The sequence below is a fragment of the Spiroplasma tabanidicola genome (genome assembly GCF_009730595.1).
GTDB classification, from domain to species: Bacteria; Bacillota_I; Bacilli_A; order Mycoplasmatales; family Mycoplasmataceae; genus Spiroplasma_A; species Spiroplasma_A tabanidicola.
Genome location: NZ_CP046276.1, coordinates 272,168 through 295,692, shown reverse-complemented (window position 1 = coordinate 295,692; position 23,525 = coordinate 272,168). Strand labels below are relative to the sequence as shown.

Here is a 23,525-nt window from a genome sequence, read left to right as displayed (position 1 = left end):
ACTTATTAATAACATAAAACTAAAATAAAACCTTAAACATTGACTCAAAATAAATAAAATAAATTTATTAATTTAAAAAAATTTTAGAGATTAAAAAAATAGATATCATATCTATTTTTTAAACTGTTAATTCTGCTTTTAATAATTCTACTTTCGCTTGTGCATCGACTCTTGGTAAAGCTCCTCATGCCCCGCCTTTTCTATATGCATAAGCATATGATTTTAGTTTCAATTTAACTGAGTTTCCATCAAAACTAATATCGAAACTGTTGATTGCTTTTGTTATCCCTGTTACATCATCTTTAATTGGAAATTCTGCATCTATTTTATCTATTTCTACATTAGTAGAGTTATTTCCTAATTTTAACGCTACTGAAATAATACCTTTTTCATTTTTAAGCAAATCAGCATCTGAAAGTGGAGGATTATAATCATTTGGAGTATATGCTAAATAAGAGTTAAACGTAAGTTTTATGTTCGTATAAACTTTACTTAATTTATCAATCGAATCAGGTAATATATATGTTTTTTCTTCAGAAAAACTTTCAGATTTTGATTCAGAATGAGAAGAATATTCATCAACCAGTGATGTAGACAAATAAACATCATCAATTTCATAATTTCCAGGAGTAAATTTAAAGTATATAGGTTCACCTGTAAATCATCTTGTTATCGGTTTTCCGTTTATATCAAGATTAACACTAATTCTAGCTCTATTATAAGAGATATCATCTACTTTAAGCATATTTCAAGCCACTTCATTAATACTTGCAACATCTTCACTAACCGGATTAGAATCAGTATTAGTATTTGCTAGTCTTAATGCAGTTAAAATTGACGTTTCATCATTTTCAACTACACTAATTGCATCTTTATTAATATCTTCTAATTTAATTGGTTTAACGATATCTAATAAATAAGACATTTGACTTCCGTTTTCAGATTTTATAGTCAAGTTAACATTTGAATAACCTTTCTCAGATATAGCTGTTATTACTAATTGTTTATTTACTTTATCTATTTCTGTTTTTAAAATATTATTTTTTTCATCAAGAGAAAGTTGTTTACCGTTTATATTTAAATCAAAATCCTTAGGCATATTTTGCTCATATTTTAAATTATCGTAGTTTTTAATTTTTAATTTTTTAACGTTTTCTGTTCCAGAATTCAGTATTAAATCCATATTATAAGGGTTTTCTAATTGAAAAGAGACCTCTGGTACTATACATTTAACTTCTACAAACGCTTCTGCTCCTGTATCAGATTTTAAATGAATTCTGTCATTGATTGGCTTACTTGTATTTAAAGATTCTATAATAATAGATTTATCATCTTCACTTAAAGTAACTTTAAATTCATTATGATTAGTTCATGATTGTACTTTTGGATAATTTTTTTTATCTATTAAATCATCAAAGTTTGTAATTTTAACTTTTCTTGTTTCTCCAACATTCATTAAAACATAGGTTGTTTCTAATTTAAAATCAATTCTTGTTGGTTTGACATTTACAATCACGGTTTGAGAATCTTGAGCATTTGGTAGTGCTACTGAATTTAGTGTTATTTTAACATTTTCTTTTTCTTTTTTTGTTCTAAAAATAATGTAATTTCAAGATATTTCTTGATCATCAAACTTAATAAACTCAACTGCATCTGGATCAGAAATTTTATTTAAGCTTGGTTGGACATCTGAAAGATTTGATTTGTGAACTTTAATTTTAAATTCTGTATTTACTAAAACATCAAAATACGCTTCGTCTAATTTGAATCTATTATTATTATCACTAATAAGTGAAACCCCGATTATTCTATATGTTTCTTTATCTTTTGAATAAATCACTACATTAATCATGTCGTCAATATAATTTCCATTAGATTTTATAACTATTGCTTTTTGTTCACTTGTTGTATCAATGGATACATCGACCACATTTTTGTAATTAACTTCAATTAAATCAGGATCTGGTTGATTTTGATCGTTTATTAATGCAGATCAATTAGTTATATTAACTCTTTGTTCGCCTTTTAATTCTAATTTTATATTATCCTCTTCAAGTTCAAAAGCAATATGATCTGGTTTTATATTTACTATTATTTCATCTTGTGCTATACCATCTAAAGAACTAACTTCAACTCTTAATTCGGTTTCTGTTAACGCCTTCGCTAATACTCTTATTGATTTTTGTTCTTTATTAAAAGTAACTTTCAATTTATTTGTATCATAATTAAAGACTGATGGCATATTTTCAACATAATCTCCCAGACTATCAAAGTTTGTAATCGCTATATCTTCATATGAGTTCAGCCTTATTGTAGCTCTTGTTTCAAATTCTTCAGGTTCTGTTTCTTTTCTTGTTTTTTGTAATTTAAAATCAGTATGAACGTATTGATATACTGTAAATGAGATTTTTACACTACCAATATATACTTTAGATCCATCTTTTGTATTAATTGTTGCATAACCTACTTTATCTTTTTCAACAACAAAGTCTTTAACTTCAACTTCATCAATATTTAATTTTGTATTATATTGTTTTACATAATCTAATAAATTTTCTTTTGTTGGTTTTTTTAAATCTTTGAAACTTCTTACTTTTACTACTTTTTTAAGGTTAATTATTGAAGTCTGATTATCTTGATCATTATTGTTATCTAGGTTTTCTGTATTATTTTCTTCACCCTTATTATTATCTAGAATCATAACAGCAGGTTCACCTGCGGCTATAGAAACCACCATAAATGAAGTAATAATCAATAATAAATGCTTCATATAATCACCTATTCCTTTGTCGAGATAAAAAAACTCATAAAAATTTTTATAGTTATCATTTGCAACCATCATTTACGCTACATTATATAAACTATTAACCTAATTGTAATTAAATAGTAAATAAAAAACAAGCACACATGCTTGTCAAAACCATAAATAATCAATTAAAATGATACTAATAAAGTTAAAATAAATTTTTTATAAAAATATTCTTTTACTATTTTTTTAATAAAGAAGCGGCTTGTTCATCAACAACAATTGTAACATTACTATGATTTTGTAAAATACTACATGGTCATTGAGTCCCTACTTCTCCTTCGACTAAATGATATATTGCTTCTGCTTTATTTTTTCCCATTGCGATTAAAACTATTTCTTTTGCATTCATTATTGATTTTAAACCCATTGAAATCGCTTGAGTAGGAACATCGCTTTTGTTAGCAAAGAATCTTGAGTTCATTTCAATTGTTTCATCTGTTAAATTAACAATTGAAGTTATAGAATCAAAACTAGTTCCTGGTTCATTAAATCCAATATGACCATTTGTACCAATTCCTAATAGTTGTAAGTCAATTCCTCCGGCTTTTTCAATTTCTTTGTCATATTCACCAGCTTCTTGATTGCTTTTTATTGCTCCACTCGGAACATATGTATTATTTTTATCAATATTAATATGATTAAACAAATTATCATTCATAAAGAAGCGATATGAATGTTCATGAGTTGGTTCTAATCCTTTATATTCATCTAAATTAAAAGTTTTTATATTAGATCAATCTATATTTTCTGCTTTTGTTTTTTCTATAATATATTTATATGTCGAGATTGGCGAACTACCTGTTGCCAATCCTAAAACTGCGCTTTTATTTGCTTTTACTTTATTTAAAATTAAATCCCCTGTTTTTTGACCAATTTGTGTGTCGTTTTTAACGATAATTACGTTCATATGATATCCTCCTTAATTTATTTTACTAAAAAAACTGTTTCAAAAATCAAAATAATCATATAAATTGATAATTTTGCTGATGTCTAATTTAAGTCTTGGGAGCATTCTTTGTAAAATAACATAAGTTAATAATCTATTTCTACCTCTAAATAGATAATTTGTTTTTACAGTTTCAATTAAAACTCCATACCTTTTTGTTTTTATATCAATTATTTGATCATAAATAATTTCATACTTAATTACTTGTTTTTCGTCAGTTAAATAAATACTTTTGCTTGAGAAATACGCATCAAATTTACCTATCATTTTTAACTTAGTATTTTTTAAATCAATCATTTTATGAACATTTATTTCAGTTTGAAGTAAATTGATTTTTTCTTTTTTATCAAGTTGAAATCTAACAGGTAGTTCTTTTAAAGGTCTTCATGCATTAAAAATTAATTCATCAAGTTGGTATAAAAAATTTTCTTCTTTAGAGTCAATATTTAAATCGAGCTTTTTAATATTTTTTCTTAAACTATTTACAAAAGATTCACTAAATTCAAAGTTCTTATTTATTCATCTTCATAAAATTCAATATTTAAAAGAGTTAAAAGTTGATTGGTCATTGATTATTTTACTTAATTTTTTTATGTATATTTTTGACTTAAAATTTAAATTACCTTCGTGTAAATATTTTAATCAATTAGTTCTTTTTGTGTAAAAACCAACTTCTCCCATATTTCTTAAAAACATAGTTATACCTCATTTTATATATTTTACTAAAAAACTATTTTAAATACTATTCAAAATTGTGTTATTAATCTATAAAAAAGCATAAAATAATAGTGGATATTATTAATATCATTTAGAAAGGAATTTATATGAAAACAATAGTAATAGGTACAAATCACGCAGGAACAACAGCGGTTAGAACTTTAAAAAGATTAAATCCAGAAATGGAAGTTTCTACATACGAAAGAAATGATAATATTTCATTTTTAGGTTGTGGAATTGCATTATGAGTTCAAGGAGAAGTTAAGGACCCTAATGGATTGTTTTATGCTTCACCAGAAATTTTAGCTAACGAAGGTGTACAAACAAAAATGGAACACGATTGAGTTGGAATTAATCCAAAAGCAAAAACAGTTAGAATTAAAAATTTAAAAACTGGAGAAGAATTTGATGACAATTATGACAAATTAATTGTTGCAACAGGAACTTGACCAATTTTTCCAAATATCGATGGAATTAACTTAGAAAATATACAAATTTGTAAAAATTATCATCATGCTCAAAAGATAAAAGCAGCCAATGAAAATAAAAGTATTAAAAAAGTAGTGGTCGTTGGTGCTGGATACATCGGAGTCGAATTAGTGGACGCCTTTGTTAAAGCAGGAAAAGAAGTAAGTCTTGTTGATATAGCCGATAGAATTATGCCACTTTATTATGATGGGGAATTTACAAAATTAGTTGAAAATGAAATGAAAAGTAAAAACGTTAACTTAGCTTTAAACCAAAAAGTTGTTAAATTTGTTGGTGAAAATGGAAAAGTAACAAAAGTAGTCACTGATAAAAGTGAAATTGAGGCTGATTATGTAGTATTTTCAGTAGGAGTCAAACCTCAAACAGATTTATTAAAAGGAATAGTAGATCTTGATAATAGAGGAGCAATTAAAACTAATGAATTTATGCAATCATCAAATCCTGACATTTATGCAGTTGGAGATTGTGCACAAGTTTATAATGTTTCATTAAAACAAGATGCACAAATAGCTCTTGCAACTACTGCTGTTAGAACAGGAATTTTGGCAGCTGTAAACATTGTTTCAAAAAATACACTTAAAAGTCCTGGTTTTACAGGAGCAAACGGAATTGATGTATTTGGTTGAAAAATGGCTTCAGTTGGAGTTTCTAAAAACTTAGCTGATAAATATGGAATTGAAGTTGAAGAAGTTATGTTTAAAGACTCAGATAGACCAGAATTTATGTCAACTTACAAAGATGTTTATATTAAAATTGTGTGAGAGAAAAAATCTAGAAAAATTATTGGAGCACAAGTTGCCTCATTAAATAATCATACAGAAGTTATGTATATGTTTGCTTTAGCTGTACAAAAAGAATTAACAATTGATGAATTGCCATTAGTTGATATATTCTTCTTACCTCACTTCAATAAACCATATAACTTTATAACATTATCTTCATTAGAAGTATTGGGATTAAACTACTTTAAAAAATAAAAAACTTTCTTAAAATCTTTTAAGAAAGTTTTTTTTGTCTTTTTAAATAAAATTCATTGACTCCATAATAGATTGCAATTATTGCAATAATTGCAAAAGATCCAGCAGCACATATCATCGCATCTTTATTATGAGTAATAAAAGGTCTTATTAAATACTCAAAATAAACATAAGGCATAAATAGAGATAAGATAACAATATTTATAATTCCAATTGTTAAGCCACCTTTTATTTTATTGACTTTAACTTTATTAGTTTTCCTATTTATAACCATAGCTAAAATTAAAGAGTAATAAACAATAAAAGCAAATATAACAGTTGAAGTAGAAATTGTTTCACTAATGAATGCATAATTAATCTCATTAGTATCTCTTAAAGGAGTTATTAATAAAGAAATTATAATAGTAGAATAAAAAATAATTAAAGTTATTATTATACTAATTATAGAAGCTTTTCTTTTACTTATATTTTTAGCGTTTTTTCCAAAGTATAAAAAACCTTCATGTGAAGCAGATTCAATTGTTTTTGGTATTAAAGTTGTATAACCATTTGATAGTGTTGCAACTGTAAATGCTATTAATATTTTAGATATAAAACTTAAAATAGGTACTTTAATAAATATAGTATTTAAAAGTTTAAAAATATTTCCATCATTTCCACCAATAAAAATAGCAATTGTAATTAATAAATAAAATACTGAGATAGATATTATTCCCACGAACAATGCTGGTGTCACTACTTTTTTGTTTTCTACATCTTTTTGTAATGTTACAGCATGAATAAAACCATCAAAAGCAAAAACAATTGGTACGATAGTTGCAAAAAATGATCAAAACTCTCATTTATTTGTTGAATTTTCAAAACTGTTTGTACTATCTGGGTTTCCACTTGCATCAACTACATTATTTGTAAAAAATACTACAAAACCTCCTATTAATACAACTATTAAAGGAATAAATTTAATAAATGTACATATTGTTTGAATATACCTACCCGGCTTTTGAGTAAACATGTTTAAAATTTGAAAACCGATTAAAATTATTGATGATAAAACTACTTTTAAAGCAGTATATTCAGCGGTTGTAAGAGTTTCTGAAATCGTATTTTTTCCCATTGCTTGTAAAAAGTTATTTAAACCATAGTCAAAAAATACACTAACTGTGAAAATTGCTCCTAAAGATGCAAGTATAGGCATATAAAAGCTTATATAAAATATAGCAATGACCGATGCCGATCTTCTTGAAATAAATTTTGCAGATCAAGATAATGTTGTATTATGTTCATCTTTTTTAATTGCAGACGATATTTCTACGTATGAAATTATCATCATTGTACAAACTACTCCAATAAATATTCATATAATTATAGCTAAATAAGGATTGTTATTAGCAGCATCTAAAACTCCACCTTCTTCGTTTCTATTTTTAATATATATTCCTGATCCTACAACTATTCCAAATGCCATTGAAAAAATTGTCAAAAACTCAAATGCTTTATTTTTTGTTTTATTTTTTTTATTAATATTTAACATGTTAGCCTTTCTTGCTATTTGATTATTTTTATTTTAATCCTTTAACTTTATTATTAATTAAATTAATATATTTGTAATTAGCATCTTTGCCAAGTCCTGGCATACTAAATACTGAGTTAGTGTAAGCGAGAATAAATCTTCCTCCACTATTTAATTCCATGTTTCTTATGTTTAATTTATAATTTTTAATATTTTGTGTATTTCCATCAATTTTACTATGTTCTTTTACCATACAAATTGGTAAGTTTGAGTATTTAGATTTTGCTAATTCTTTAATTTTTTTTATTGAATTATCTGAAAATGTTACTTCATCTAAGTAATAAAAGTTTTTTGCAATTTTTTGAATTTTTTGCTCTATGGTGTCATTATTATTTATTAATCATTTAACTTGTTTTTTATTTTTGGTTACTTCAACAACTCTATTTGCAAGTTTTTTTGCTCCTTCTGGGCCTTTTTCGTATGCTTCGTTTTGTTCTCAAATATAGTTATTTTTATTTAACCAATTTGTTATTAAATCAAACTCTTCTTTAGTATCGCCTTTCATTACGTTCAAAGCTACTATTAAATTCAAATTATATAATTCAATATGTTTTAAGTGTTGTTCTAAGTGAATAAAATTATTTGTAAAATCATCGTGCATTCTTAAAGAAGCAATGGTCACAACCATAATCACACAGTCAGGAATTAAATCATTATCAAAGTTAATAACGTTCATGAATTTTTCAAATCCCAAATCACTACCAAAACCTGATTCTACAATAGCATAATCCCCTAATTTAAGAGCTAAATTTGTTGAAATCATCGAATTAGTTCCAATGGCAATATTTGCAAATGGACCTAAATGAATCAAACTTGGTGAATTATATTTTGTTAAAACTAAATTAGGTTTGATAACATTTTGTATTAAAACCATAACTGACCCAACTACTTCAAAATCTTTTATTAAAAGTTCTTTACCGTGAATATCGTAAGCGACAATTGTATTCTCTAATCTTTCTTGCAAATCATATGTGTTTTTTGATAAACATAATATTGTCATCATATTACTTGCAGCCGTAATATTGAAACTTTCTTTTCGTTTTATGTTTTTTTTAATTTCTAATTCTACTTTTCTAAGTGCTCTATCATTTAAATCCAAACATCTTTGTCAAACAATTCTATTTAAATCGATATTTTTTTTATTACCTCAATATATTTCGTTGTCAATTACTGATGATATTAAATTATTTGCAGCAGTTATAGCGTGAATGTCTCCTGTAAAGTGTAAATTTATTTTATCAACAGGAAAAACTTCACTTTCTCCTCCACCAGTTGCAGTGCCTTTTGCGCCAAATACAGGGCCTAAGCTTGGTTCTCTTAAAGCTAAAATAGCTTTTTTCCCGATTAAATTTAAACCATCTGTCAAACCAATTGCAGTAGTTGTTTTTCCTTCTCCAGAAGGTTTAGGGTTAATTGAAGTCAATAAGATTAACTTACCTTTATTTTTAATATTTTGATATTTAGAATAATCTATTTTAACAATATCTGGACCATAAAATTCATAATCTTCATTTTTAATATTTAAACCATTTAATACATTTATTATTTTTGTCATTTTAATTCCTTTTCATTGTTTTTTAACAATTTAATTATATAATGAAAAATAGAAGGAATAAAAAGTATGCAAAATTTAATTAATGGAAAAGAACTTTCAAAAATTTTATTAGATAATTTAAAAGTAAAAATAATGAATATTAAAAATAATAGATTACCCAAAATTGTAGTTGTACAAGTTGGAGATAATCCATCAAGCAATAAGTATATTCAGCATAAAATTAAAAGTATTGAAAATATTGGAATGCTACATGATCATTTAAAATTGGATGGCAGAACTTCTCAAGAAGAACTTTTAAAACACATTGATTTTTTGAACAAGGATGAGACAGTTGATGGGATAATTGTTCAATTACCGCTTCCAAAACATATTGATGTATTTACTATAAATAGTCGTATTTCTCCAAAAAAAGATGCTGATGGATTTAGTCCATGCACAATTGGAGATGTTGTTTTAGGAAACTCAATAATATATCCGGCAACACCCCTAGGAATAATTAAATTATTAGAATGAAAAAATATAAAAATAGCAGGTGCAAATATTGTTGTTATTGGAAAAAGTAATATTGTAGGAAAGCCTCTGGCTAATATGTTATTAAATAAATCAGCAACTGTTACAATTTGTCATAAACAAACAAAGGATGTTAAAAAATTTGCTAAAGAATCAGATATTTTAATCTCAGCTGCTGGTTGCGCTAATCTAGTAACAAAAGAGTTTGTTCATGAAAATATGACAATAATTGATGTTGGAGCAAATTTTGTAAATGGTAAGTATTGTGGAGATGTAGATTTTGAAAGTGTAAAAGATATAGTAAAATGAATCACTCCAGTTCCTGGTGGAGTTGGACCAATGACTATTGCTTGTCTGCTTGAAAATGTATATAACTTATATTTACAAAATTGCTTAAAGTAGGTTTTAATAAGAATTCAGAAAAAACCAAAATAATTAAAGTAAATTTTTAAGGTAAAAGATAAAAAATTAATTAAAGAAAAACTTAAAGCAAAAAAATATATAAAAAGTTTAATAACAGCTTTTCTGTTAATATACGTAAAAAATTGATAGAAAATATTTTTGGAAAAAACTAAAGAAAGTTTTATGCTTAGAACCTAGAGTTTTTTTGACTATGGTTTCAATATTTATCTTAAAAAAACTTTTATTTAAATTATAATTTAACTATATTAGATGTTTGCTCTTTTATTTTCGGAAAATAATTGTATGTTTGGTCCAAATGTACAAATATACACTGCAACTCACACTTTGAATCCATATGATAAAACTTTGGTATAAAGTTTGAAAAACCTATAAAAATTTGAAATAAAGTTTGAATTGGTGGTGGTTCTATAATTTTACCTGGCGTTATTAAACTAGGAGACAATGTTATAGTTGGAGAAGAATCGGTTGTTACAAAAAATTTTGATAATAGCGTAGTAGTTGGAGGTAATACATCAAAAGAAATAAAAAAGATACTTTCTAAGTAAGAAAGTATCTTTTTTATTCAATAATTTCGTATGCTTCTTCGGAGCTTTTTTTGTATCTTTTATAACTATAATGATTTTTCTTATTTTTATCAATTTTACCTAAAAATAAACAAACAGTAGATGTTTCAATTTCTGAGTTAATTATCATATACTTTTCTAAAATTCTATCTGTTTCTAATCTTGAAAAACCTTCAACTGGACAACAATCTAAACTCATATCCTCAACAGCTATTACCACTGCTCCCAAAGAAATATACACTTGCCTTTCTAATCATTGTTGCATACTTACATTTTGACTTTTTAAAAAATGTTCAATACCATTTCTAATATATGGTTCTGCTTTATCGCTAGTTGGATCAATTATTTCAGAAATTTGTTTTGGCATATGAATTTTACGCATATAATCTTCTTTAAAAACTGTTCATATAAATAATGCACTAGCTTCTTTTGTGGCAGGTTGATTATGTCACGCGTGAAATAACTCTTCTTTTATTTTTTCATTTACAATACAATAAACTTTATAGGCTTCCATTCCGTATGACGAAGGTGAATATCTAACAACCTCAAGTAATTCTTTAAGTTGATCTTCCTTTATTTTAAAACTTGTATCGTATCTTTTTGCAGATCTTCTATTTTTCATTAAATCATAAATTTTTGACATTTTATTCTCCTTAAACAACTTTGTAACTTTCTTCAGCTGGTTTTCTAGATTTACTAAATGCATAATGCATTTCAGCACTTTCATCAACTTTTCCTACAAAACAAGCTAAACTTACTTCTTCATTTTCTTTATCCATTAAACCAGTTTTTACTAGAACTTCTTTAACATCGCCTGGAATAAAACCTTCTAGTGGACAAGTATTAATTCCCTGTTCTGCTGCTGTAACAATCATTGTTCCCAAAGAAATATAAGCTTGTCTTGCCGCTCATTGATTTGCACTAACATTATGATTTTTTCAAGTTGCTCTTAATCCATTAATTTTCCCTTCTCTTAGAGTGGCAAATTGTTCTGGTATGTTCCTAGCTACTTGAACTGGCACAACTTTATTTTCAATTCAATTTTCACTTGGTGTAATTCATATCAATAATGCAGAAGCAGTTAAAACACCTGATTGACCAAAAAATGCTTGATTTAGTTCTTTTCTAATATCCATATCCTCTATATATAAAACTCTAAAGGGTTCCATTCCGTTTGAAGAAGGTGCAAATCTTATCGCATCTAAAATAGTGATTTTTTGTTCATCACTTAATTTAAATTGATCTTTTCAGCGCTTTGTAGATCTTCTTGTTTTTAATAATTCTAAACATTTTGACATAACTTTCTCCTCGCTTTTATCTTGTCAAGTTAATTTTAATACAAAAAAGAAGAACCTATTCTAATTTGAAAATAAATTCTCCTTTTTCATTATCAAAAACTGCACCATCACCATTCATGGAAAATCGGTCGTTATAAATTTGAATTTCTACTTCTGAGTGAGGTTTTTCAAAATAATCACAATTTTTATAAGTATCTGTTAATTTTAAAACTCTTTGATTTTTACTACCAATTAATCTTCTTTTTATATCTAATTGACTCATTATAAATGGTCCATCAATAAGGATATCTATTTTATTTAAAATATCTTTAAATTCAGGAAGAAGTTTTTCATAAATATATCCTGTAAAGCAAATAATAGTAAGTTTGTTTTTATAACAAAAATTAACGATTTCTTTTAATGCTTCTGGTTGCAAAAAAGGTTCTCCACCCAATAGAGTTATCCCTTCAATATTAAACTTATCTTTAGCTTCTAAAATTTTTTCAAACAATAAGCTTGTCTTAATAAAAAATTTTTTTTCTAATTTTAAAAGTTCTTTATTTGAGCAACCTTTACAGCCAATGTTGCAACCTTGAAATCAAATTACAAATCTAGTACCAGGTCCTTCAATCTCGCTATTAAGTAAAATTTTTGCAAAGTTTATATTAGACATTATATTTTGAAAGCAACTTTATTATTAGCTGCATCTACATATATTTTAGTACCTGGTTTAATATTTTTAAGATTTTCAAAAAGAAATTCTGAAAGGGGATCAACTAGATTAGTTTCTAACGAGTTAAGAACATCTCTTCCTCCTCTTTTTTCATCTGCATCTTTTAAAATAATATTTAATATTTCTTGATTTGTAATATCAATATGCAGTTCAGCTTTATATTTTTCATAAATTGCAATTTTTAATGGTTTTAACTTTTGACTAACTATTTTTGCTTTTAATTCATTATTTCTTATAAAGTTAAACGGAACAATATTATTTCCAAACCTTCCTAAAAGTTCAGGTCTATTTAATTCATGAGTAAAATGATGTTGAACTTTTTCTATAAAACTTTTATATACTTTTTCTTTATCTTCATTTGGTTCCACTTCTGCTGCTCCAATGTTTGAAGTAAATATTATAAAACTTTCACTAAAACTAACTGTTTGTCCAGTATTATCAGAAAGTCTACCATCTTCTAAAACTTGTAAAAATTTATCAAAAATTTTAGGACTAGCTTTTTCAATTTCATCAAACAAGATTACTGAAAATGGTTTTTCTTTTACAGCATTTGTTAGTTGTCCACCGCCTTCAAATCCTACATAACCAGGAGGCGCACCAATTAATTTTTGATCTGCATTTTCTTGTCCGTATTCAGACATATCAAATCTAATTAAATTTGCTTCATCATTAAATAAAAATTGTGTTATTGCTTTTGCTAGTTCAGTTTTACCTGTACCAGTTGGTCCTACAAAAAATAAAGTTCCTTTAGGTTTTGATCTTTTTGAAGAGTATGTTATTCCAGTTAATCCTGTAAATGCTTTATAAATAACCTTAGAAACTTTTTCAATTGCATCATCTTGACCAATAACTCTACTTTTTAACTCATTTTTTATGTTTACCATTTTTTCATAATCTAAATCTTCTCATGGTGAAGTTTTTTCTCCGTATAAATAAATGTTAAATATTTTATTAAAAGTTGTTGGAATATTAAAGTTACAACAAAATTTTACAAAATGCGATAACTCTTTTAAAGTTCAACCCTCAGTAGCATCTACAATATTTTCAAATTCTGTTGCGATATCTGATACTTGGATCATTGATTTGACTGTTAATAAAAATTCTTTTCTTTCATCTCTATTTGGTTTGGGTAGAGATAAAATTTTTATTTCAGGGTTATCTAAATATAAACTAGGAGGTAACTGATTAATTTTTTTAGTCAAAAAAATCACACAATTTAAAAGTTCATCTACTTTGGAAATAACAAAATCACTTTCTTTTAAAGATTTTGAAAACTCTGTCAAAATAGCTCTATCGTCTGCATCTAAACTTTGATCACTAAAAACATAATCTGTGTAATCTGCAATAAAACCAACTTTTCTTTCATCAGTACGATTTAAATTAGAGTTTAGTATTTTATAAAAATCGATTATTTTTTTTAGATTAAGTTGTCCTTCATTTTTCTTATTATCATTTTCATTTGCAGTATTAAACATATCATTCATACTGTTATTATCCTCTTGTTCTAAGTTTTCAATGATTAAATTTTGTATTTTTTTTCCTTTTATCCCTGAGTTTCGATCATAAAAGTAACTATCTACATATTTTTTTTCTAAAAAGATGTTAGCTAAAAAATTATGTATATTAACATATTTACCTTCAAGTTGATATATATCATCAATATTTCCTTCTAGAATTATTGCTTTTTTAATCCCAACTAAATTTTTTAATTGTTGCATTTCTCTTTTTACACTCATAATTACTCCTATTTACCTGAACTTTTCTTTTTAGAATTTATTATTGCACTATTTTTTGAAACGTATTTTGGTTCACGATACTGCTTATTAAACGCTTCTCATGAAGTGATACCTTGCTCTCTCATTTTTTTTAAAAATGCATCAGCATCAGCATCATGTTCATGACCCTCAAAACCTTCATAGTTATAAAGAAAACTCCCATCTAATCTAACAGCAAAATCAGCTGACTCTCCAGTTTCTTTTACTGCATGAATTAAAACTAGATTTTTTTCCTTAATTTTTTTAATATCATTTTCATCTACTAAATATCCTGTTGCTTGAATCGCATTTATAATTTTTATAACATTATCTTTTCGAATAGATTCATTTTCTATATTTTTAGATACTTTTGAAAAAAAAATCTTTGAATTTTTAATAAAATTATCTTCATTTAAATTATTTAAATATTCAATTTTTTCTTTTTCGATTGCTTCTATCAAATCGTTATCATATGAATAATTTCTTTCTATATCGTTTACTACTTGTTTTGATAAATATTTTATTGATTCTTTTTGCGCTGATATATATGAGTTTGCTTTATTTATAATATTTTCCTTAGAAAAGTTTTTTAAAACAGCTTCGTTATCGTTTAAATAATTAAGCATGATTGTTTTATCATCAATATTTTTTTGACTATTAATCAATATATTTTTTAATTGCTCAAAACTTTCATATACAGAACTATATAAATTTTTAGCAATAGTTTCTTGTTCTTTTTTAACAACATCTTTTCTCAAACCTAGTACCCTAGCTTTTATTTCTGCTATTTTATCTCTTTTTTGTTCTGCAAACCTTTGAATTTCATGATATCTTTCTATAGCAATGTGAGTTTCTGTTTCGACTTCTTTGACATACTCTTCTGATATTTTTAAATCTTCAATTTCATTTTTAATTACTTTTTCAATTTCTTTAAACTGTTCTACAAAGAATGAAGAATTATCAATATCTCTGCATTGTTCAAGTAATTCTTTTACGTATCTTAGTAATGTATCAATATCTGTTTTAATGAAGTCAAACTGTTTTTTACAGTTAAACAATACTTCTTCTGCTGTCATACTCATATTAAATACCTCTAAATCTATTTTGATAATGTTCTAAACTTTTTTCTGATTGTACCTCAGTTTTTGCGAATAATAAATTTAATGCACTATATAAAATTGTGACATCATCTTTTAAAATTTTATCAACTTCATGAGTTTTATTTTCAATAAATTTTGCTCACTCTAGTTTTATTTCAACTGGTAAACTTTCTGCTTCTTCAGAAATAAGTGAATCAATTTTTTCTTCTAAATTACTTATAAAGTTTGCAGCTAAAATTTTAGCTTTATAGTTAATGTCTTGTTGGTCTAAATTTTGTATTTCGTTTATTTTATAATTATAATACTCTTTATAAAAATCAATAATACAATCTCCAATACTTAATAAATAGTTTTTATAATCATATATATTATTATTACTTTTAATTATATCAACTAATTTATTTAACATACTGGAGTAATTGGATTGCACTTTTTCGTAATCATTAGTGTATAAACTTTTTGTAATGCTTCCAATGCTATTTATTGTAGATGCATGTTGTTCTCAAGTTAATGAGTTATATTTATTTATATCCAGTAAATCAGGAACAAGTCTGTTTTTAGAATATTTAAATAATTCGACTAAACAATTTCTTATATTCCCTTTTCAACCATCAATTTTTCTAGAATCTAATATTGCATTAACTTTAAATAAATTTTCCATATCATTTTCTAAATTAATATTATTTATCATTTCTAAAAATTCTGAAGTGTTTAATCAATTGTATTTTTCTATTAAGTTGATTATATCTTTTGCTGTTCTTTTTTTAGAAACATTAATAAAAACTTCTTTTAAGACTTTTTCTAAAAATAATATTGCATCTTTGTTATTTTCTTCCAAAAAAACATTAGTTAGATTTTTAAAGTTTTTTCCATAATCAATATCTTTTTTTAAGAATTCATACAATATTTCAAATAATTTGTCTTCTCTTCCAATTCTTTTTAACAACAAAAATGTTATTGTAGATTTTTTTAAATCGTTTCCAAATAGATTATCTCTATAATTATCTAGTAATCTTTCTAAATTGTCTTCAAAAATATCATTTAAGTCAATTTTGGTTTTATTTTTATGTTTATAAAACACTGGTAAATTTATTTTAACTTCATTTATACTTTTGTTTGCTATTGCATATCCTTCAATCTGACTTTCTGAATCAATATAAATTAAAGTATTTTCATCTAATAACTTACTTTTACTACTATCAACATAAGCTATTATTCTTCCATTTTTTGTTTCTATAGTTTTGTCATTTGCTCTTGAATTATAAAAAATAATTATTTTTGCAGTGGATAATAAATGCTTATTTATTAATAATTTATCAAAACTTTTAACATCATGATTATTAACAAGTAAAAGATTTTGACTTGTTTTAATATTAATATTTGAAATTAAATCTGGTTCTAATAAAAAGTTATTTGTATCTTCAATTGCTTTTTTAGGATTGAATACATCAAGAATTTTTTTATTATATTGTTGTAAAACATTTAAAATAATTTCACTTTCAACATTTGAGTTTTCTTTTAAAAAATTTTCAAAAAAATTTTCTTTTGAAATAATTTTAAAATTGTTTTTTTTTGTTATTTCAATACTTATTTCATTCGCACATACTACATTGTTTACTAAACTTTTAACATTATCTATATCTTCTATTCCAAGGTCGTTATTTATTTTTAAATCGTTAAAAATAAAATTTTCTCCAAAAATATCTTTATTATTTTTTATAAAATTATTTATATTATTTGTAATAAATTTTTTGTTTAAAAAATCTTTATCCTGATAACTTATTTTTAAGTTATAAGAAAACTTTACATCTTTAACTCGTTTATCTCAATCTATGTCATTTATAACTTCATAAGTTTTTCTTATTGGATCATAAACATATTTAATATCATAACTTTTATTATTTTGAGAAATTGTATAATCTTTTTGTAAGAATTGTTTTTTTATACTTGAATCAACTTGTAGTTTTTCAACTTCAATATCAATTCCCAATGTACTTCAACCAGATTTTGTTTTATTAAGATCTACAATTTTATATGCTACTAAATCTTTTAAAGCTCTTTCAAAAAAATCTGTATTTGTAATTTTAAAATCTTCATTTAAAATTTCTTTTAAACTTAAATTTTTTTTAGGATGTTCAATAATAATTGACAAAACTAAAAATTCTATGAAAGTAGGTTTTCTAATTTCAGAGTATAAAATTTTTAATGGCAACAATTGCTTATCATATAAAATTTCAACTTTATCTATTATCATATTACACCTCCTATAAAATATCTTTTGTTGTTAATGTTCCACCATCATAATGAATCTTTGAAATTATATCGGAATAAACATCATAAGTATTTGAAATACTTGGGTCATTTACAGTTGGAATTTGAACTGTAATATCATTAACTGCTCTTTGTGCTCCAACTATTATTAATAATTCTCTTGCTCTACTAAAAGCAACATTTATACGTTCATATTTTTTTAAGAACTCTCTACCACTTTTTGAAGAAAGTCTTTTTGGATTTCTAACCATATTTACAATAACATAATCAGCTTCTTTTCCTTGAAAATCATCTACTGTATTTATTATTAAATTAATATTTTTTATTTTTATTTTATTTAAAACTTTTTTTAATTTAGTTACATGTAAAGCATAAAAACTTATTATTGCTAATGAAGGTTTTATTTTTAATTTTTTTTGTTCTAAACTTTTATCAATATTTTTTACAAGTTCACAAGTTAAATCTATTTCTAAACTATTATATAAACTAGTTGAATATTCTTCTCCTTCTTCAAAACTAACTTCTTCACTTAAGTTGTATGTTGAATCAATTCAATAAACTGAGTTTTTTGAATTAATAATTTCATTATCATATTTTGATAAAACTGATAGGTCATGCATTTTTTGTTCGCTTACTTGAGGTTCAACTCTTAATTCATTGTCATAAAACTTATTTACTACTTCCATTATTTGTCTATGACTTCTATACTGAGTTTTTAACATTGTAGTAATACTTTTATTTTTTGCAGAAATTAAACTTTTAAATGCTGATTGATCTAGCAATTCATAAAGCTCTTGATAGTTATAATTTTTCTTAGTTATTTCATTTACTAAATCAACATCAGAAGGTTTTAACTTTAAAATTGGTGGAAGTTGTCTGTAATCTCCTACTAAAATTAAGGACTTTCCATATATTAAGGGCATTAATATTTCTAACAAAGTTGCTTTAGAAGCTTCATCAATAATTACGACATCAACATCCATAGTTTTTAAATTTATTTCTTCTAAACCTAATTTTTTTGCACTTTCATCTTTATTAAATCTAAACATATTAGTTGAAGTTAGTGTCATTGCATATACATTTACTAAATTATTTAAAACTGAGCTTGTGTATCTTCTAGACTCTTGAATCATTTGTGGAGTGAAATTTTCTGTTGCAATTTCCTTTTCCCATTCATTAGTTATATTATAGTTGTCACTAGCATAAGAAGATACTAACTCATAAAAGCTTTTTAATGTGTCTGTTTTTTCTTTTCTTTTTTGTAAGCTTTTTCCATATATCTCTAATTGATTTTTAACTTGTTCTTCTAAATCTACATCAGTAATTCCTAAACTTAAATTAAATTTTTTATTAGCAAATTTTATTAGTTCTCTAACTTCTGCTGCATTTTCCCCTGCAAGTTCAGATAAATTCTGTCTAGTAACATACAACTCATTTTTTTTAATTTCTAAGTTATCAATTTTGTTTTCTAAGTTTTCATCACTTTTTATTTTTTCTAACTTATAATTAATATCTATTTTAAGATCTTCTAATTTATTTCTAAATTGAGAAAGTATACTTATTAAACTTCTTATACCTTCGTTTTTTAATAATAGTTTTTCTAAAGCATTAAGACTTCCTTCTTCTTTTTCTGCTAATTCAAACTCAGCATCTCTTTTAAGATCAACTATTCTTTTTTTTAAATTTTTTATAGAAATAAATATTTCATCTTTAAATAAAACAAGTTCACAGACTTTTCTTATTTTATAAAAAACATTTTCTTCATATATATTTTCATTTAGATTATTTAAAATATACTCTTCAAATAAAAATTTGATTTCTTGATTATAAAGTTGGTAAATTAAATTAGATATATTTATTGATATATTAAAATCAAAATTACTTAATACTTCAATTAAATTTTCTACATTTAACAACTCTTCTTTTAAAGAATTTCTAAAATGAATTTTTTCTAGATATTCAGTTTTTAGTTTATTAATTTCTTGATTTATTTCTTCAATTTCGCTTTGAATTTTTTTTGCTTGTGTATTTTTTTGATGATAACCTTTACTGTTGATTAAAAGCTTTTCTAACTTGTTTTCTATTTCTTTTACTTCATTTATGGCTTCTTGTTCAACCATCATATCATCAAACATAGATTTTGCAATTGACTTGTAATAATTATAAACACTTCTTTCAGGAGAAAAATTGTTGACTGATTTAGTTTTTAAATTTATCTGATTAGTTAATCTAATTCTGTTGATATTTGGTTCATAAGGTAATCTGTCAACAACATTTTTTATTGCTTCATGGTTTTGACTTGAAACTAAGACTTTTCTATTTATTTTTGTTAATTGAAATATTATTTCACAGATTACTTGCGTCTTTCCTGTTCCAGGAGGTCCTTGTAATAAAAAAACATCTTTAGAATTTAAAGCTTTTTTAACAGCTTCTTTTTGTTCTCTATTTAAAGTATAATAAAAATCTTTATCATCTAAAGTAAAAGAATTGTTTGTTTCTGATAAATCAATTAGCTTTGTGTTAAATAAATAATTTATAAGATATGGATTTTTTGTATTTCCTTCGCTTATTCTTTTTAAAACTTGTCTCCCTCTTTCAATTAGTACATCTTCACCAATTCCGATATAAGCTAGATAACCACATGCTAATGAATCAATATTATTTTTATTTTTAAATAAACTGTAATCAAAATTGTTTTCACTTTCATAAACTAGCTGATGAACTTTTCATTCATTTAGTTCTTCATAAAAATACTTTTTAGTTTCTTCAAGTTCAAGACTACCTCCAAATATTGTTTCGTTATTTTTTTCTCAATAATGCATCAAACTTTCAATATTACTATTTTCTTCTATAAAAATCGTTAAATTAATAACAATAAAATTATCTTGTAATTTTTCAAAACTGAAATCAAAAATATCTTTTATATTTTTTTGTATATTATACATTGCTGGTAAAGTTTTACTTACTTTTAAAGGGACAATTGCTAATTCATTTGTTTTAATTATTTTTTCTAATTTTTCAGTATTATCGCACAATACATCTAAAATTATTAAATTTGTAACTAAATAATCTATATTATATGATTCTAAAACTTCTTTTTGATTTTCTTCTAAAAATAAATACGTGTTACTTTTTAAATTATAAAACTTTAAAAACTTTAAGTTATCCTTATAATCTCTTTTATCTATCTTTATAACTTTTTTAGCAATAGCATTTAAATAAGGTAAAGAATTTTTTCTTTGCACTTCCAATAAATCATAAGAAAAATCTAAATAATTCAATCATTTATTTTTTTCTTCTTCAAATTTTGAAACTAATTTTCCGATACTTGCGATATTAGAAGAATTTAAAACATTTCTTCTTAAAACTTCTTCAGGAGTTATTTGACCTTGATATCTAATTAATTGAATTCTTGATTCTTGAATAATTGACTCGAATTCTTGAGCAATTGGTTTCAATCTTGTTTCAAAGATCGATGAAATTGTTAAATACGGAGTTTTAGGATTAATATTAACAAAAAAACCAAGATAAGTATCTTTGGGTAACTTTGATTGACTTGTAGTATTTAATTCGATTCTAATTATTGCATCATAAACGTAATTATCTTTACTTTTTTTATTTAATTGTCTAGTTTTGTCATCAATCAAACAAATAAAAGCTTGCTTAATCATTGAGTTTCTCAAAAACTGTTGTAATTCTTGATAAGAATTTATATTTTCAATTTCTAATTTTGAAATTATATTATCAAGCTCTGCAATGTTTTCTTTGAACATAACATTTTGAATATAAGAAAAATCTAAAAAAAGTTCTTTAGACCCATCATTTTCGATAATTTTGCCCATATAAAACCACCACCATTAATTAATATTATATCACTTATAACCTTTTATTAAGATAAGCAAAATATAGTGTTTATAATAAAAAAACATATTCTATTCTTGATAGAATATGCTTACTTGAAAATTTGAATGTTTGTTATTATAAAGGTAGATCTTTTTTAGTAAATACAAAATAAGATCCTACAAATAATCCAGTTCCAGCCAATGCCATAAATAGATATTGTCCTAAAAAAGTTGATAAATCGCTTGCTTTTGCTCCTTCATAATCAAATAATGTATTAATTGAAATGTATTTCAATGGTTTTAAAGATTCATCAGCTTTTGCAGCAATTGTTAATACTCATGAAACTATAACTATAACTCCAACTAACGAAAGTGCATAAACTGATCTATTAAAGTAGCAACTTGACATAAATCCTATTGAACCTATTAAAAATAATAACAAAAATAAACCTAAGAATTTAACTGCAAATGTTGATAAATCAATATATTCTTGAATTTTAAATGCTTGAATAAATATAATTGAAACTATATATTGTAACAAAGTTCCTAATCCAATTAAACTTATAAATGAAGTTAATTTTGTTATTATTACACTTTTTCTAGTTAAACTTGTAGTTAACATATTAACCATTGTTCCTTTTTCTACTTCTCCAGAAACTATTGAACCAGAAGTAACAATTATAAAGACAACCGGTAATAAGAAACCAAGATTTCCAAAGAACATCATGTTCATAACTTGATTTAATGTGGCCTTAATTTTCATCTGTGTTTCAACTAGACTTTTACCATTCAAAGCAGGATCTAAATCAAAAGTACCTTTTGTATACATTGTTATAAATAAAATTGACAACATCGCTATTGGCAAGATAGTTAAGAATAATCATAAAGTTGACATTTTTCTATAACTTCTTTTTATAAACTCTAATTTAGCTTTATGTTTTGCTGTTGGTTTAATATTATTATCAAATTTTTCTATGTTATCTTTTACAACAGTTGAAATTTCATTTTCATAATACTTCATAAAGTATTGTTCTAAATCTAATGGATGTTCTTTTAAAAACTCTGCTTTTAAACTCGTAACTACTTCTAAAAATTGATTTATATTTTTATTTTCTACAACTACCATTGCAGTTTTTTCATCAATTAAATCAACTTTTCATAATTTTGATTCTTTTAAAATATTATCTACTTTATTTTGAAATTTAACTTCATAAGTTTTTTCATCGTTATAATGAATATCTTTAACATCAATTAATGAGACTATTTTTCCTTTTTTAATAATAGCAACTGTATCACAAGTTTTTTCAATTTCTGAAAATATATGGGATGACATAATAATAGCTTTTCCTTCAGCTTTAGATTTTTTAACTAAAGATACGAATTTTTCTTGCATCAATGGATCTAATCCGGTTGTTGGTTCATCTAATATTATAATGTCAGGGTTGTGCATTCAAGCGATTACAAGAGCTAGTTTTTGTTTCATACCTTTTGACATTTTTTTTATTTTCATATTGGGATCAAATTCTCAATAATAAATATATTTTTTAACTTGTTCTCAATCTGTCATATTTCTTAATTTAAAAATCATTTTTAATAAATTTACTCCGTTCATATTTTCTGGAAAAGCAATTTCCCCCGGAACATAACCTATTAATTTTTGTGTATCATCTTTATCTTTTCATGAATCATAAGTTGTAAGCTCTTCAACACCTTTTGTTTCTATTAAAGAACTTCCTTTATCGGGTTTTATAAATCCCATTAAAGATCTAATTGTTGTTGACTTACCAGCACCATTTGGTCCTAAATAACCAAAAACTTTTCCAGGTTTAACTATGAAATTAATATCTTCAATTCCATATCCTGATTTAAATTTTTTTTCTAGTTTGTTGACTTGAATCCCGCTTTGATTGTTATTTAAATTTAATATTTGATGTGAATTAATCACTTTTTCTTTTTCATTTTTTTGTAAACTTTTTTCCATTTTTAGTC

Annotated in this window: 15 protein-coding genes; 2 read left to right on the top strand and 13 right to left on the bottom strand. The window is 24.7% G+C overall.

What is annotated here, in order from left to right:
• Positions 1 to 118 precede the first annotated feature (118 nt).
• The 3 genes from STABA_RS01355 to STABA_RS01345 all read right to left on the bottom strand — a co-directional run bounded on the left by STABA_RS01355 (position 119) and on the right by STABA_RS01345 (position 4,451).
• Positions 119 to 2,770, bottom strand: coding sequence for a hypothetical protein (locus tag STABA_RS01355; protein ID WP_156005760.1), 2,652 nt, complete (start codon positions 2,768 to 2,770; stop codon positions 119 to 121).
• A 217-nt stretch (positions 2,771 to 2,987) separates the two neighbouring features.
• Positions 2,988 to 3,716 carry a glucosamine-6-phosphate deaminase gene (nagB, locus tag STABA_RS01350; RefSeq protein WP_156005758.1) on the bottom strand — a complete coding sequence of 243 codons (729 nt, stop codon included), beginning with the start codon at positions 3,714 to 3,716 and terminating at the stop codon, positions 2,988 to 2,990.
• Positions 3,717 to 3,728: 12 nt separating this feature from the next.
• Positions 3,729 to 4,451, bottom strand: coding sequence for a hypothetical protein (locus tag STABA_RS01345; protein WP_156005756.1), 723 nt, complete (start codon positions 4,449 to 4,451; stop codon positions 3,729 to 3,731).
• Between the two features lie 128 nt (positions 4,452 to 4,579).
• On the opposite strand from STABA_RS01345, the gene STABA_RS01340 reads away from it, so the two are divergent.
• Positions 4,580 to 5,938, top strand: a complete 1,359-nt coding sequence (locus STABA_RS01340; protein ID WP_156005754.1) for an FAD-dependent oxidoreductase — start codon at positions 4,580 to 4,582, stop codon at positions 5,936 to 5,938.
• A 19-nt stretch (positions 5,939 to 5,957) separates the two neighbouring features.
• Here the strand turns inward: STABA_RS01340 and STABA_RS01335 are convergent, their stop codons facing one another.
• Both STABA_RS01335 and STABA_RS01330 read right to left on the bottom strand, forming a co-directional pair.
• A complete protein-coding gene (locus tag STABA_RS01335; RefSeq protein ID WP_156005752.1) occupies positions 5,958 to 7,469 on the bottom strand; it encodes an APC family permease in 1,512 nt (503 codons plus the stop codon).
• A gap of 28 nt (positions 7,470 to 7,497) precedes the next feature.
• Entirely contained in the window at positions 7,498 to 9,063 is a 1,566-nt protein-coding gene (locus tag STABA_RS01330) for a formate--tetrahydrofolate ligase (RefSeq protein ID WP_156005750.1), read from the bottom strand.
• A gap of 66 nt (positions 9,064 to 9,129) precedes the next feature.
• Between STABA_RS01330 and STABA_RS01325 the strand changes: the two genes are divergently transcribed.
• Positions 9,130 to 9,975 (top strand): bifunctional 5,10-methylenetetrahydrofolate dehydrogenase/5,10-methenyltetrahydrofolate cyclohydrolase, encoded by an 846-nt coding sequence (locus STABA_RS01325; protein ID WP_156005748.1) that lies wholly within the window; start codon positions 9,130 to 9,132, stop codon positions 9,973 to 9,975.
• Between the two features lie 579 nt (positions 9,976 to 10,554).
• On the opposite strand, the gene STABA_RS01320 is transcribed toward STABA_RS01325, so the two are convergent.
• The 8 genes from STABA_RS01320 to STABA_RS05830 form a co-directional block, all read right to left on the bottom strand.
• Complete coding sequence (locus tag STABA_RS01320; protein ID WP_170264672.1) at positions 10,555 to 11,202, bottom strand: nitroreductase family protein; 648 nt, start codon at positions 11,200 to 11,202, stop codon at positions 10,555 to 10,557.
• Between the two features lie 10 nt (positions 11,203 to 11,212).
• Positions 11,213 to 11,857: a nitroreductase family protein gene (locus tag STABA_RS01315; protein WP_156005744.1), complete on the bottom strand. Its 645-nt coding sequence runs from the start codon at positions 11,855 to 11,857 to the stop codon at positions 11,213 to 11,215.
• 55 nt (positions 11,858 to 11,912) lie between these two features.
• A complete protein-coding gene (locus STABA_RS01310; RefSeq protein ID WP_156005742.1) occupies positions 11,913 to 12,509 on the bottom strand; it encodes a 4Fe-4S single cluster domain-containing protein in 597 nt (198 codons plus the stop codon).
• Positions 12,509 to 14,305: an AAA family ATPase gene (locus STABA_RS01305; RefSeq protein WP_156005740.1), complete on the bottom strand. Its 1,797-nt coding sequence runs from the start codon at positions 14,303 to 14,305 to the stop codon at positions 12,509 to 12,511. The genes STABA_RS01310 and STABA_RS01305 overlap by 1 nt, the downstream gene beginning before the upstream one ends.
• Positions 14,306 to 14,313: 8 nt before the next feature.
• Positions 14,314 to 15,405: a transcriptional regulator gene (locus STABA_RS01300; protein ID WP_156005738.1), complete on the bottom strand. Its 1,092-nt coding sequence runs from the start codon at positions 15,403 to 15,405 to the stop codon at positions 14,314 to 14,316.
• Between the two features lies 1 nt (position 15,406).
• Positions 15,407 to 17,677 (bottom strand): hypothetical protein, encoded by a 2,271-nt coding sequence (locus STABA_RS01295; RefSeq protein WP_156005736.1) that lies wholly within the window; start codon positions 17,675 to 17,677, stop codon positions 15,407 to 15,409.
• A 10-nt stretch (positions 17,678 to 17,687) separates the two neighbouring features.
• Positions 17,688 to 21,536, bottom strand: coding sequence for an AAA domain-containing protein (locus tag STABA_RS01290; protein WP_156005734.1), 3,849 nt, complete (start codon positions 21,534 to 21,536; stop codon positions 17,688 to 17,690).
• Between the two features lie 136 nt (positions 21,537 to 21,672).
• Entirely contained in the window at positions 21,673 to 23,517 is a 1,845-nt protein-coding gene (locus STABA_RS05830; protein WP_170264671.1) for an ATP-binding cassette domain-containing protein, read from the bottom strand.
• Positions 23,518 to 23,525: the final 8 nt, after the last annotated feature.